Origin of the sequence: Dokdonia sp. Hel_I_63, from assembly GCF_007827285.1 — a bacterium.
In the GTDB taxonomy this organism is placed as follows: domain Bacteria; phylum Bacteroidota; class Bacteroidia; order Flavobacteriales; family Flavobacteriaceae; genus Dokdonia.
In genome coordinates, this window is record NZ_VISD01000001.1 from 1,566,665 (window position 1) to 1,579,295 (window position 12,631).

Annotated in this window: 13 protein-coding genes; 4 read left to right on the forward strand and 9 right to left on the reverse strand. The window is 38.9% G+C overall.

What is annotated here, in order from left to right:
* Positions 1-4: 4 nt before the first annotated feature.
* The 4 genes from JM84_RS06930 to JM84_RS06945 are packed head-to-tail and all read right to left on the reverse strand — an operon-like array spanning position 5 to position 2,903.
* Positions 5-730 carry a head GIN domain-containing protein gene (locus tag JM84_RS06930; RefSeq protein WP_144783374.1) on the reverse strand — a complete coding sequence of 242 codons (726 nt, stop codon included), beginning with the start codon at positions 728-730 and terminating at the stop codon, positions 5-7.
* Positions 731-756: 26 nt separating this feature from the next.
* Positions 757-1,845, reverse strand: a complete 1,089-nt coding sequence (locus JM84_RS06935; protein ID WP_144783376.1) for a hypothetical protein — start codon at positions 1,843-1,845, stop codon at positions 757-759.
* A 19-nt stretch (positions 1,846-1,864) separates the two neighbouring features.
* Complete coding sequence (locus JM84_RS06940; RefSeq protein ID WP_144783378.1) at positions 1,865-2,425, reverse strand: hypothetical protein; 561 nt, start codon at positions 2,423-2,425, stop codon at positions 1,865-1,867.
* Complete coding sequence (locus JM84_RS06945) at positions 2,394-2,903, reverse strand: RNA polymerase sigma factor (RefSeq protein WP_013749765.1); 510 nt, start codon at positions 2,901-2,903, stop codon at positions 2,394-2,396. The genes JM84_RS06940 and JM84_RS06945 overlap by 32 nt, the downstream gene beginning before the upstream one ends.
* A 383-nt stretch (positions 2,904-3,286) precedes the next feature.
* Here JM84_RS06945 and lon point away from each other — a divergent pair, with 383 nt between their 5' ends.
* The 4 genes from lon (at position 3,287) to JM84_RS06965 (ending at position 8,257) form a co-directional block, all read left to right on the forward strand.
* On the forward strand, positions 3,287-5,740 hold the full coding sequence (gene lon / locus JM84_RS06950; RefSeq protein ID WP_013749764.1) for an endopeptidase La: 2,454 nt from the start codon (positions 3,287-3,289) through the stop codon (positions 5,738-5,740).
* A 158-nt stretch (positions 5,741-5,898) separates the two neighbouring features.
* Positions 5,899-6,915 (forward strand): type IX secretion system protein PorQ, encoded by a 1,017-nt coding sequence (porQ, locus tag JM84_RS06955; protein ID WP_013749763.1) that lies wholly within the window; start codon positions 5,899-5,901, stop codon positions 6,913-6,915.
* 251 nt (positions 6,916-7,166) lie between these two features.
* Entirely contained in the window at positions 7,167-7,868 is a 702-nt protein-coding gene (gene cmk, locus JM84_RS06960; protein WP_013749762.1) for a (d)CMP kinase, read from the forward strand.
* Entirely contained in the window at positions 7,868-8,257 is a 390-nt protein-coding gene (locus JM84_RS06965; RefSeq protein WP_013749761.1) for a DUF4345 domain-containing protein, read from the forward strand. The genes cmk and JM84_RS06965 overlap by 1 nt, the downstream gene beginning before the upstream one ends.
* Positions 8,258-8,428: 171 nt before the next feature.
* On the opposite strand, the gene JM84_RS06970 is transcribed toward JM84_RS06965, so the two are convergent.
* The 5 genes from JM84_RS06970 to JM84_RS06990 form a co-directional block, all read right to left on the reverse strand.
* Positions 8,429-9,490, reverse strand: coding sequence for a mandelate racemase/muconate lactonizing enzyme family protein (locus JM84_RS06970; RefSeq protein ID WP_013749760.1), 1,062 nt, complete (start codon positions 9,488-9,490; stop codon positions 8,429-8,431).
* A 3-nt stretch (positions 9,491-9,493) separates the two neighbouring features.
* Positions 9,494-10,567, reverse strand: a complete 1,074-nt coding sequence (locus JM84_RS06975) for a DUF1611 domain-containing protein (protein ID WP_013749759.1) — start codon at positions 10,565-10,567, stop codon at positions 9,494-9,496.
* A 60-nt stretch (positions 10,568-10,627) separates the two neighbouring features.
* The gene (locus tag JM84_RS06980; RefSeq protein WP_013749758.1) at positions 10,628-11,689 is read right to left on the reverse strand and encodes a pyridoxal-phosphate dependent enzyme; all 1,062 of its coding nucleotides are present in this window, start codon (positions 11,687-11,689) and stop codon (positions 10,628-10,630) included.
* Between the two features lie 133 nt (positions 11,690-11,822).
* Complete coding sequence (locus JM84_RS06985; RefSeq protein ID WP_013749757.1) at positions 11,823-12,125, reverse strand: hypothetical protein; 303 nt, start codon at positions 12,123-12,125, stop codon at positions 11,823-11,825.
* 162 nt (positions 12,126-12,287) lie between these two features.
* Positions 12,288-12,605, reverse strand: coding sequence for a hypothetical protein (locus JM84_RS06990; protein ID WP_013749756.1), 318 nt, complete (start codon positions 12,603-12,605; stop codon positions 12,288-12,290).
* Between the last annotated feature and the right edge of the window lie 26 nt (positions 12,606-12,631).

Consider the following 12,631-nt stretch of genomic DNA (forward strand, 5'->3'; position numbering starts at 1 on the left):
AAGATTATCCTTTTGTAATATCTCCAGAACCAGACACCTTAGTGTCTTGTTTTGTTGGGTTTCCCACATATTCTATATCACCAGAACCAGTTACACGGGCTTTAATGCTTCTTTCACAAGCTACGCGTATGTCACCAGAACCTGTAACTTGAGCATCTACCGTTTCTGCTTTAAAACGCCCAGCTTCTATATCACCAGAGCCTGTAACTTTTACAGTGTGGTCTTTTGTGTAGCCTTTAAGAATAAGGTCACCAGACCCTGTAACACGACTCTCGGTACGGTTTGCTTCTACAATAAGCGCAACATCTCCAGATCCAGAGACAGAAACTTCAAAAGTATTTGCTTTTATCACGTCATCACTCATAATCTCCCCAGATCCTGATAATGACACTCGATCTAAATCTCTAAAAGAAATTTTAATTTTAATATCCTTTCCGTAGCTCGTCTTTAGATTTTGCTTGTTTTGAACTTTGATAGTAAGTCTATCGCCGTTTACTTCTGTTTCAACATAATCTAGTAGGTTGCTTTCTCCTTGTAATGTGATTTCTCCTTCCTCTCCGGCAACGAGTGTTACATCAAAGAATCCAGCGATGCTTATCTCATCATATTCTCCTACGTTGCGTGTTTCGGTTTCTACTTGACCATTACCTTTTATACTCTTACCCCACCATTGTGCTTGGATTTGTGTACTTGCTAAAAGAATAATACTGAGTGTGATTAATTTTTTCATGAGTGTTGTTTTTTGATGATTGATTATTAGTTTTTAAATAAAGTGACACCACCGTATTCTGAGTTGATGTTCACATGATTATTAGTATTAGAGTTTCCTCTATATCCTTCGTAGTATTTGTCTGAAGATTCTATGCGCTCCTTATTAAAAGTAAGATCCTCCTTACCGCTTAATTCAGCATACTCAAGTTTAATAGAAAAAGTAAAGTTGTATTGAGAATTATAACCCACTTTAATACCGGTGTAGTCACTTTGTATCGATACGTCTCCAGCATCGCTCGCTAGCTCCTCTATACGTATGCTTCCATAATCTGCATTGATGTTAAGGTCTCCGTGTACTATACCAATTTTTGCAGAGATGTAATCTCCGCGACCTATAATATCTTTACTGTCTCCAGTAATTACAGAGCCGTAGTCACAGTTATAGTTTAGATTATCTATACTTCCAAATTCAGACTTACTATAATCTGCATTAAGCTCAATGTCACCTCCTATTTCTAAGAAAAAGCTTGAGTAGTCTGCATTAATACGTCCACTCTTCATGTATCCTATGGTACTATTCTTAGTGTAGTCAAAGTTGAGGTAGTTATTTTCTGCTAGTAGTTCGCCTATCGTGATTTTCCCATAGTCACAATTTATTTTTGCATTACCTTCTAACCGATCAATATTTATACCTCCATAATCATTGCTTACATCTACCATACTAGTTGCTGGAAGTTTAATAGTATAGTTGATTTCCATATTTACATTGCTATTTTTCCAACTGTTCCACCATGATCTACTGCTGCTTTTTTCGAAGTTTGTTTTTGCGCTCACATAGCTACTTGACCCTTCAAAATTGACATCTATCTCGTCTAGTTTTTCTTTTACACGCTCCTCATCGTTACCATTAGTTTTTACTAGAACTTCAATGACGATTCTGTTTTCGTTCCAGCTCACCATATTGACATTTCCGTAGCTATTGTCAATCACCAGTTTTACATCAGGATTTACAGTATATTCTTTTTTGATTCTCTTTTCCTTAGTGTATTTACCCTGAGGATCTACACTTGCGGCCATCATGATAGAAGGGATCATGAGCGCTATAAGTAAAAGTTGCGTTATTTTCTTTTTCATAAGATTATTATTTAAGTAACTAAAGCGTTACGGCTTTTTCAATAGTATTTAATTCTTTGATGGCATCCATTTGTTCTACTACTTGCTGTAGGAGGTCAATTCTATTCTGGAAGTTGTCTATCATTGCGTAGATCACACGCTTATCTTCTCCACTTTCAGAAAGGTCTTTCTTTAAATTATCATAGTTCTTCTCTAAGATTTCAAGTTGTTTTATGGCATCCATTACCATGGCTTGGTTCTCAGGATTCATGTTCTCTTTAATATCAAAGAGCTCACGTTCTATGGTTTTTGTAAAGAAATCTTGCGTGTTTTCCATCTCTGGAGAAACATCTGCCAGTTCTTTAGCTTGCGGTGTGTTGTTAAACTGTGTGAGCATTAATCCTGCAATAAGAATCACACTTGCCGCAATAAACAGTGGTCGCATCCACTGTATTGCTTTTGTTTCCTTTGCAGGAATATCTTCTGTAGTTTGCGCCTGTAATTTTGCAAGAAAATTAGCTTTGTGATCTGCACTAGGTGCAGCTGTATCGAGACGTCCTTCCAGACGTTTAAATACTTGATCTATAGGTTCCTTTTTCATTATTATTTAATAGTTTGCGTAAGCTATCTTTTGCTCTTGACACCATTGTTCTACAGTTTGCATAGCTTACATTCATAATCTCACTCATTTCCTCGTAGTCGTAGCCTTCTATAAGATGTAAAGACAGTGATTGTCTGTAATTATCCTTAAGCATACTCATAGCTTTTACTACTTCTTGTGCTCTCACACTTGTGAGGTCTACCTCACTCACACCTTCTGCGTCATCTTCTATCTTATATAAATGATCTTCTAGCGGTGTTTCATCTAGTTTCTTTCCTTTATTGTAAGCATTGAGGCTATTATTTACCACAATACGTTTTAACCAACTCCCAAAAGATGCCTCACCCTTATAACTATCCAGCTTTGTAAAAGCACTTAAGAAGGACTCTTGCATAATATCCTCTGCTTCTGCTTCGTGTTTCACAATGCGTAACGAAGTATTGTACATCGCTTTATAGTAGCGGTTATACACCTCCATTTGAGCACCCTGATTACCTTGCTGGCACAGTGTTATTAATTCCGTTATTTGATGGTTGGTAAAATTCACTTTTGGTTCATTCTATAGTAAAGATGCGTGTTTTATTTCTTTGTTACACTTTCGTGAAAATTTGGCAACATTATTTTGAATCTGTTGATTGTAAAGAGGTATTTACTTCATAGATAAAGAACGCGCATTTGTGATGGTTCTTCAAATTTTTGCGAAAGCAAAATACTCCCTTGGCACAACAATTGAATTAAAGCGTACAGTGAGGGTATCCATTATCTTATGATAGGCTAAACTCACTAGATTTAAAGAAAATACTAATAGTTATACATCCACAAGGCGCGTAGCAGTACACGACATTGTGGCACACTTTATATATGGCAAAACCAAAATTTACAACATTAGACAGATTGTCACTGCAAGAGATAGATGGAGATGCAGAATTAATCCCCTTAATGACTCCAGAAGACGAGGAGGCAATTAATAACGAGGAGCTTCCAGAGAGCTTGCCTATTTTACCTTTGCGCAACACCGTGCTTTTTCCAGGAGTAGTCATTCCTATTTCGGCAGGAAGAGATACTTCTATAAAGCTTATAGATGAGGCAAATAAAGGTGGGAAAGTAGTAGGAGTAGTTGCTCAAAAAGATGAAGAGGTAGAAAACCCAGGTGAAGATGACATTCATAAAGTAGGTGTAGTAGCGCGTATTTTACGTGTGCTTAAAATGCCAGATGGTAACGTAACAGTTATTATCCAAGGTAAAAAACGCTTTGAAGTAGATCAAGTAACGCAAGTAGAGCCTTACATGAAGGCTACTATTAAGGAATATGTAGAAGTACGCCCAGAAGCAGGTGATCAAGGTTTTAAAGCAGTTATCGATTCTATAAAAGAATTGTCGCTTAAGATTATCCAAGATTCTCCAAATATTCCTTCGGAGGCTTCATTTGCAATTAAGAATATCCAGAGTGACTCTTTCTTAATCAACTTTGTGAGTTCAAATATGAACCTCTCTGTTGCAGAGAAGCAAGAGCTACTCAATATAGATGACTTACATAAACGCGCGCTAGAAACGCTCAAGTTTATGGATATGGAGCGCCAGAAGTTGGAGCTCAAAAATGATATTCAAAGCAAGGTTCAAAATGATATGAGCCAGCAGCAGCGTGAGTATTTCTTACACCAGCAGATGAAGACTATCCAAGAAGAATTGGGTGGAGCTAGCTCTGAGGATGATCTAGAAGAAATGCGTGTACGTGCAAAGAAAAAGAAGTGGGATGCAAAAGTAGAGAAGCACTTTAACAAGGAGCTTTCAAAAATGCAACGCATGAATCCTCAGGTAGCTGAGTATAGCATACAGCGCAATTACCTTGATTTGTTTTTAGACCTTCCTTGGAATGAGTTTTCTAAAGACAAATTTGATTTAAAACGTGCGATGAAAATTTTAGACCGTGATCATTACGGTCTTGATGATGTGAAGAAGCGTATTATAGAATACCTAGCGGTACTAAAATTACGTAACGACATGAAGTCGCCTATTTTATGTTTATACGGACCTCCAGGAGTAGGTAAAACTTCACTGGGTAAATCTGTAGCAGAAGCGTTAGGTCGTGAGTATGTACGAGTAAGTCTAGGCGGGATGCGTGACGAGTCTGAAATACGCGGGCATAGAAAAACGTACATAGGAGCAATGCCAGGACGTATTATCCAGAGCTTGCGCAAGGCAGGAACTAGTAATCCAGTTTTTGTACTTGATGAGATTGATAAATTAAGTACAGGAAGTCAGGGAGATCCGTCTTCTGCATTACTAGAAGTGCTAGATCCAGAGCAGAATAGTGAGTTTCACGATAACTTCCTTGAGATGGGTTATGACCTTTCTAAAGTGATGTTTATTGCAACTTCAAATAGTTTAAATACCATACAGCCAGCGCTGCTAGATCGTATGGAGATTATAAACGTTACTGGATACACGATAGAGGAGAAGACAGAGATTGCAAAACGTCACTTATTACCAAAGCAGCTTAAAGAGCATGGTATGACAGATGACCAGCTTAAAATAGCAAAGCCACAACTAGAAAAAATTGTAGAAGGATATACAAGAGAGTCTGGAGTGCGCGGACTAGAAAAGCAAGTTGCAAAAATGGTGCGTTACGGGGCAAAAAACCTTGCGATGGAAGAGGAGTATAATGTGAAAATATCTAATGAAGATGTTATCGAGATACTAGGCTCTCCAAAAATGGAACGTAACAAATATGAAAATAACGAAGTTGCTGGAGTAGTTACAGGGCTTGCGTGGACACGAGTAGGAGGAGATATCTTATTTATAGAATCTGCTTTATCAAAAGGTAAAGGAACACTATCTATCACAGGAAACTTAGGTAAAGTGATGAAAGAAAGTGCTACCATAGCGATGGAGTACATTAAAGCAAATGCAGAGGTTTTAGGACTAGAGCCTACCATTTTTGATAATTATAATGTGCACATTCACGTACCAGAGGGAGCAACTCCTAAGGATGGTCCTAGTGCAGGTATTACCATGCTTACATCTTTAGTTTCTTTATTTACACAACGTAAAGTGAAGAAAAATCTAGCGATGACGGGTGAGATTACCCTGAGAGGAAAAGTACTGCCTGTAGGTGGTATTAAAGAAAAGATTCTTGCTGCCAAACGTGCTAGAATCAAGGAAATACTCTTATGTGAGCAAAACCGTCGTGATATAGAAGAGATCAAGCAAGACTACTTAAAAGGCTTAACATTTCACTACGTAAGTGACATGAGCGAGGTGTTAGAACTAGCACTTACTAAGCAAAAAGTAAAGAATGCTAAAACACTAGCTTAAGGTTAGATTGTCAATTTTTCGCGAAAGCGTAAAAATTATAAAAGGGAAACTCATTACGAGTTTCCCTTTTTCTTTATCCTATAGTTCTATTTATTTCCCATCCCTCTCAAAATATACTATCATTGCAATCGTTATGTATCATGATGCAGTACTGATTAATGAAAAAGAGACTCTTTTTATTGTTGTTTGCGTGTTCACTAACGGCTTATAGCCAGTTAGGAGGACGTGCTACCTATCAGTTTCTCAATTTGATGTCATCTCCCAGGCAAGCTGCTTTAGGAGGGAAAATCATTACAAACTACGACTACGACCCAGACTCTGCGCTCTATAATCCAGCCAACATTAATTATAGGATGGATAATCAGCTTTCTGTAAACTATGTAAATTATCTGGCAGACATCAATTATGGGACGGCATCTTATGCCTATTTATGGGATAGACGCACGCAGGTCTTGCATGCGGGAATCACTTACGTAAATTATGGAACCTTTGATGGTAGGGATGAGAATGGGAACTCTACTGGAGATTTTGGTGGTAGTGAGGCGTCGCTTTCATTGGGTTACGCGCTTAATATTCCGTACACAGATTTTCACGTAGGGGCAAACGTAAAATTAATCACCTCCACATTAGCCGAGTATTCTTCGGCGGGAGGAGCGATAGATCTTGGACTTACCTATAATTACGAAGATTGGGATCTCAATGCAGCATTAGTGGTACGTAATATAGGAACCCAGTTTACACCCTATGTAGATACTTTTGAGAAGCTTCCGCTAGAGGTAGACGCTGGTATTTCTCAGATTTTACCTAACGTGCCTATACGCTGGCATGTCACGCTAGAAAACCTTCAATTATGGAACATCGCCTTCGAAAATGAAGCTAGAGGTACCACAGATCTTGACGGCAATACCACCACAGAAAAAATAGGAATTCTCGATAATGTAATTCGTCACGCGATTGTAGGCGTAGAGTTGTTTCCTAAAGGTGGTTTTAACGTGCGACTGGGCTACAACTTCCGCAGGAGTGAAGAGCTGCGTATTATCAATCAGCGTAGTTTTGCTGGTATCAGTGCAGGCTTTGGAATCAAGATTAACAAGATGCGTTTCAATTATGCATATGCTCGTTACAACAGCGCTGCGGCAAGTAGTTTTTTTGGTCTAGGCATCGACTTACAATAATTCTTTTCAATTTTAGGAGCAGTCCATTTTGTGCATATTTGCAAGGTGGTTTCCCGTTTTTCATTACAATTCCTCGTTGCGCTATCGCTACACTGCGGGATTTTCATTGCAATCGGGGCTAGCGAGTCATGCTGTCGCTTTCTTCCATTTAAAGAAGCGAGTATGCTCATCTATACTAGTAGAAATAATCTTTAAATCTATATGGTAAGCACTAGCATACGTTTTCCTATTTTTGTGTAAAACACATACTCTTGAAAATTACCATTGCCATAGACGGATATTCATCCACAGGAAAAAGTACAGTAGCCAAACAACTTGCAGACTGGCTAGAATACATTTACGTAGATACTGGAGCAATGTATCGCGCACTAACCTTATATGCAATGGAAAATAGCCTTATTTCCGACGGTTTTTTTGACAAAGAAACTCTAGTAAAAAGGCTTGATGATATCGAGATTTCATTTACAAGAGATACCGCTTCTGGAAAAGCAGAGGTTTGTCTTAACGGGAAGAATGTTGAGAAGTACATAAGAACCCTAGAAGTTTCTTCCTTTGTGAGTCCTATAGCTACCATCTCAGAAGTGCGCGCTAAACTTGTAGAGCAGCAGCAACGCATGGGAGAAGAAAAAGGAATCGTGATGGACGGTCGTGATATAGGTACCGTAGTATTTCCTAAAGCTGAGCTTAAAATATTTATGACTGCTAGTGCAGAGGAGCGTGCAAAGCGTCGTTACAATGAGCTTGTAGAAAGAGGTGATAAAGTGAGTTACGAAGCAGTACTTTCTAACGTAGTAGAGCGAGATCACATAGATACTACTCGTGAAGATTCTCCACTCGTAAAAGCAGCCGATGCTATTGAGATAGACAATACAGAAACTAATATTGAAGATCAGTTTCATACTATCTTACAACTGGCAAAAGATCGTATTGCAAAACGTCTCGTTAATCGATAATGTCTAGGCTCCCTAAAAATTTACAACTAGCGCTATCTGCATGTATTGTGATAGCCATGTCATTTATTTATGGAGCGCATCCCAGTGTTATACTGCCTTATATATTTGGTTTTGAAGTTCGAGACTTAGAGCTCAAGAATATCTTTAGAGCGATTATGGGAATCTACATCGCCTTTGGTGGTTACTGGATTTATGGTATTATTAATAAAAACCACTGGAGATCTGCAACCATAGTAAACATACTATTTATGGGTGGTCTCGCAGGAGGAAGGCTAGTCAGCACCATTCTAGATGGCTGGTCACCACAATACGGCGCAGGAATGATAGCCGAAGCTGTCATGATGTGGTGGGGTTTATGGAATCTTAGATTTTATGATATTGAAGAATGATATTTACCAATTGATACTTGACAATTATGACATAATCCGAATAATCAACACGATCAATCTTTAAGTGATTGATAAGTTGCTGCTTATTTGTAAATCTCAATATAATAAAAACGTCTACCGCGATAAGTATGAATCACAATAGACGCTTATTTTTACAGTTAGAATTATTCCCTAAAAATCACTCAATCCCAAGCCAGCTTTTCCATTAGGTCTTAAGATTCCTTTCTCTAGGCTAAACAATCCTTTAAAAGGATCATTCTCAAAATCTAGATGTCCATCAAGATCTGCATACACTGTATTAGGACGAGATAATGCAAAGTGCAATCCTGAGGAAATGCCAAGTCTACACTCATCAATACAGCCTATCATTGCTTCTAGTCCAGCAGCTCTCGCTACAGAGTTGATATGCATTGCTTCCATAATGCCACCTACCTTTTGAATCTTGATATTTACCATATTCATACGGCTGTTTTGAGCAAGTCTAAAGGCATCTTTCAGTGATTTTAAACTTTCATCTGCCATAACTGGGATGTGAACTTTTCTCGTTACTTCTCCTAGTTTTTCTTCGTCTGCGACTAGGGTAGGTTGTTCGAGTATCTCTATGCGAGACGCTCTTGTTTGTTCAACAAATGTCACAGCTTGCGCTACGGTGTAGCCTTGGTTTCCATCAAAACGTAGGGTGAGGTGTGGATGATTTTCGCGCAAGCGGTGTATTTTTTCTACATCCTCCTCCAGCGATAATCCTCCTTTGAGCTTAATAATTGTAAATCCTTGGTCTACATATTCTTGAGCTTGCTTCAAAGTCTCTTCTACACTTAAAATACCTATTGTAATACTCGTTGCAATACTATCACGATAACCGCCTAAAAATTGATAAAGCGGCACATTCATCTTTTTTGAAGCAATGTCTAGCAACGCCATGTCCACCATCGCCAGCGCAGAGGAGATAACGCTGAGCAGTGGTTTTAACTCATCAAGAATGCGCGCATAGTTGAGTGCATTTTTACCTTTAAGATATGGAATGATCACAAGGTCTAGCGCTCTAGCCACATCATCACCAGTTTCCTTAGTTACCTCAAGATCTGGAGCAGCGCAACCTAAACCTATGTTGTTGCTGTCTGTCTCTATTTTGAGAATAAAATTAGTTGCCTGCGATACAGTCTCATAAGCAATCGTATAAGGTGCAGTGAGTGTAAGTTCTAGCCGCTCGTAACTAACGTTTGTGATTTTCATTGATTACTTAATGTGTTGTTCAAGAACCTTTATCAACCCTTCTACGCCATGAGCAAGTACATCAAAAGCGGGAAGGCCTGTCTCGTCTGTAATCGCTTTACAAGCTGGTTCAATTTGTTCTGGTGTCATATTCTCGTGGTTTACTGTCACCGCAATGACCTTCTTGCCAGAGATTACCTCGATGGCATTAATCTGCTCTTGTAATGTGTGCAATTTATAGCCAGGGAATCCATCATATTCCAGACGTGTAGGAGCGTGTTGTAAGATTACATAATCTGGTCTTCCAGCTGCAAGTATTTCAAATCCTCCAGGGTATGCTGGGTTCATAAGACTTCCTTGGCCTTCTATCACGATTACATCAGGTTGCTCATTATTGTATGCACTCACTACTGCGTGCTCTATCTCTCCAGACACAAAGTCGTTAATGCAGCTATCCATTACCATGCTGTATTTTGCTCCTTGCATCCACGCAGTTTGACCGGTACCAATCATCTCCGCTTTTTTTCCGCCGTTGCGTAGTCCGTGTACGATTAACCATGAGGTTGTTCGTTTACCAATAGCGCTATCTGTACCTAAAACAGCAATCTTAAGGCAGTTTACTTTTTCTATTTCGCCGGAGAAAAAATGAAGGGTGTCGCGATCTGGAGTTTTACGCACGTCACGTATTTGAATGTTGTGCTCCTTACTTAGCGCTACAAGATGCTCATCATTAGTAAGGAAATCATGCAGACCACTATCGATATTCCAGCCTTGTTTAATCGCTGTTGCAATAGTTGCTCTTGCTTCCTTAGGAAGACGCCCACCATCAGGCGCAAGACCGATCACAAGTGATTTAGGAAACTCTTTTTCGCCTTGTAATGATGAAATAGCAGTCTCGATGTTTTCAAAAATTAGTATTCCATTAGGTTTCCCGTCCAGCACTTCGCCAGCATCTTTGCCAGTATACGTACTATCTATAATTCCCACGACATTATAACGTTCTGTAAAGCGCACTAAGCCGTGAGCAGTTTTTCCGTTTGGAGTGTTAAAAGCGCCTTGACAGTATACAAGAGCATTTCCATCTATTGATTTTTTCATATATGTGTCCTGACTAAACAGGTATGTTTTAAAGTTATATCCAGCGACTGCTGGTAGTAGTTAATTTTTTGCGGTAAGTACTGCTACAAAACGATCTGGAGCGAGGTTCTCCTTCTCATCAAGTTCTAAGAGAGCGATAAGCCCAGCAGTTGATGCAGGAAGAATGCGTAGTCCCTCTTTTTTAAGTAGGAGCGTACTCATCTCTCGCATTTTTTTATCACTAATGTTAAATGCTTTTCCATCAGATTGCTGGATAGCATACAGAGCTTCCTCTCCATCAAAGCTGTGCCAGTTTATAAGTGGCTCATTGTACTTAGTTTCTTTAATCTTATCTGGATCAAGATCACGACAGTGGTCTAGTCCTTCTTTATGAGATTGAATAATAGGATTTTTACCTGTAGAAGAAGCTGCAATCATTTTAGGAATGCGAGAGGTTTTACCTCGTTTGTATAAACTCACAAAGCCTCTATAAATCCCAGCAAATAAAGTTCCATTAGATACTGGAGCAGCACAATACTGTGGCGCATCACCCAGCTCATCTACAATCTCTACAGCAATTTGTGAGTATGCAGATATCTGTAACGGTGTGTTTGCACCTCCAGGATTTGCGTCATACCATTCATGTTCTTGTGCTAGTTTGCTGCTGGCAGTAACTACCTCCTCATAACTACCTTGTAGCCTAAAAATCGTAGCTCCTAGACGTTCCATCTCTATGATACGATCTGTGTGATAGGACTCTGGGATGTAAATGTTACAAGCAATTCCGCCTAACTTTGCAGCAAGTGCAACTGCGACACCGTAGTTACCGCAGGTGGCGAGTGACATGGTGTGAAAATCTCTGCGCAGCGCATCATAAACTTGTGCAAAGGCAATTCTATCTTTTTGTGTTCCCGTAGGGTTATCACCCTCGTATTTGATGTATAATTGTCTAATATCAAACTCACGTTCAAGAGATTTTGCTCTTGTAAGACCCGTATCGCCTACTTCTAAGTTGATAATGTCTTCGTAAGATTCTAAACGGTCTGTAAGTGATTTTGTGGTGTCTTTTACAAACAGACTAAGTGCCATCGCTTCTGAGGATACTTTATTGTCTGATGATTTTACACCGTCTTTAAGATTCATAATTTTAAAACTTAAACTTGTGGAGTGCTACTTAGTGTGGAGGGAATACCGCTTTCGCGAAAGCGTACATTAAATCCATAAAAATAGGGCAGAAGGTATTACCAACTGCCCTATGGTTATAAAGTTATTGAGCTTATTTAATTAACTCAAGAGCAGTAATAGAAAGTACTTCATACTCCTCATCATCTTCATTAATCTCTGAAGTTGTAGTGTACGTTACTTTAAACATTTGCCCTTGAAACGCCTCAGTAGTAAGATCAAATTGCTTTGCAGCAGCATCACTCATGGCATCAAAAGAATGTGTAAGCTCATCTGCATCTTCAAAATAGAACGTACCTTCTGCATAGCCAGTAAAAGTAGCGGTAACGCTATCTGTTGTCTGTACATTAAGAGCTAGTGTAACCACTGTAAAAAGGGCAATAAACATTGTTTTCATAATAGTGTAAATTAAAAAGTGTTGTTAATTTAAAATTGCCGCGTGTGCGACCACTATCAAATAGATTTCCCAATCTAGGATTTTACCCTATACCTTATACGTAGTGGGAGATAAGAATGTTACAAAAGGTGTTACATTTTTTTTAAATAATTGCAATTATTTTTAATCCTCTCGTTCTTCTTGATCCTCGTCTTCTATATCGAGATCTAGATCGTCATCATCCGTATCATCATCGTCATACTCATCTTGGTCAAAGTCCTCCATCGCCACAACTAGGCGCTTACTTACTTTAACAAGGTACAAGGTGTCTTCTGTAGTTACTTCTACACAATCTACCATCTCACCTTGAGCATTTTTAAAAGAGATAATATGATGAGACTCATATCCATCTGGATACTTTGCTACTAGTAAATTTAATATATCATCATTGAGTTTTGCATAGTCTACAATGACGCGTCTTAGGTTACTTGGTTTTTTCATTATGCGTTTATTATTAAAGATGTGTT

Coding starts and splice junctions, on each gene's coding strand:
- JM84_RS06930 (WP_144783374.1), bottom strand. CDS start 730: ATGAAAAAATTAATCACACTCAGTATTATTCTTTTAGCAAGTACACAA.
- JM84_RS06935 (WP_144783376.1), bottom strand. CDS start 1,845: ATGAAAAAGAAAATAACGCAACTTTTACTTATAGCGCTCATGATCCCT.
- JM84_RS06940 (WP_144783378.1), bottom strand. CDS start 2,425: ATGAAAAAGGAACCTATAGATCAAGTATTTAAACGTCTGGAAGGACGT.
- JM84_RS06945 (WP_013749765.1), bottom strand. CDS start 2,903: ATGGAGGTGTATAACCGCTACTATAAAGCGATGTACAATACTTCGTTA.
- lon (WP_013749764.1), top strand. CDS start 3,287: ATGGCAAAACCAAAATTTACAACATTAGACAGATTGTCACTGCAAGAG.
- porQ (WP_013749763.1), top strand. CDS start 5,899: ATGAAAAAGAGACTCTTTTTATTGTTGTTTGCGTGTTCACTAACGGCT.
- JM84_RS06965 (WP_013749761.1), top strand. CDS start 7,868: ATGTCTAGGCTCCCTAAAAATTTACAACTAGCGCTATCTGCATGTATT.
- JM84_RS06970 (WP_013749760.1), bottom strand. CDS start 9,490: ATGAAAATCACAAACGTTAGTTACGAGCGGCTAGAACTTACACTCACT.
- JM84_RS06975 (WP_013749759.1), bottom strand. CDS start 10,567: ATGAAAAAATCAATAGATGGAAATGCTCTTGTATACTGTCAAGGCGCT.
- JM84_RS06980 (WP_013749758.1), bottom strand. CDS start 11,689: ATGAATCTTAAAGACGGTGTAAAATCATCAGACAATAAAGTATCCTCA.
- JM84_RS06985 (WP_013749757.1), bottom strand. CDS start 12,125: ATGAAAACAATGTTTATTGCCCTTTTTACAGTGGTTACACTAGCTCTT.
- JM84_RS06990 (WP_013749756.1), bottom strand. CDS start 12,605: ATGAAAAAACCAAGTAACCTAAGACGCGTCATTGTAGACTATGCAAAA.